Raw genomic sequence first — 292 nt, 5'->3', positions numbered from 1 at the left:
TCCAAGGACGTCTTGATAAGTTAGTGGATCCAACACTTCCAACCGTTAACGATGCCGATAACAACGGAATCGCTGATGATGTGGATCAACAAGTTAAGAACGCTAAAGACTTAGTTGAGAAAGCTGAACAAGCTTACGCCGACTTGGACAAAGCGATTAAAGATGCAGGCGACTTAGTGACACCGGATGAGCTCGCAGGACTTCAAGCGAAGTTAGCAGAAGCTCAAAAAGAAAAACAAGCCGCTCAAGACGCCGTCAATGCTTTACCAGATACGGTTAAGGATCAAAAAGA

Annotated in this window: 1 protein-coding gene; it reads left to right on the top strand. The window is 44.9% G+C overall.

Annotation, left to right across the window (positions count from 1 at the left end; genetic code table 11):
- Window positions 1–23: 23 nt before the first annotated feature.
- Window positions 24–292: GA-like domain-containing protein (locus QP415_RS11445; protein ID WP_285100158.1), on the top strand; the 269-nt coding region annotated here is incomplete at its 3' end.

The organism is Pauljensenia sp. UMB3104, assembly GCF_030217285.1.
Taxonomy (GTDB): domain Bacteria; phylum Actinomycetota; class Actinomycetes; order Actinomycetales; family Actinomycetaceae; genus Pauljensenia.
Note: the sequence above shows the minus strand (reverse complement) of the source record. Positions and strands in the feature narration are given on the sequence as shown.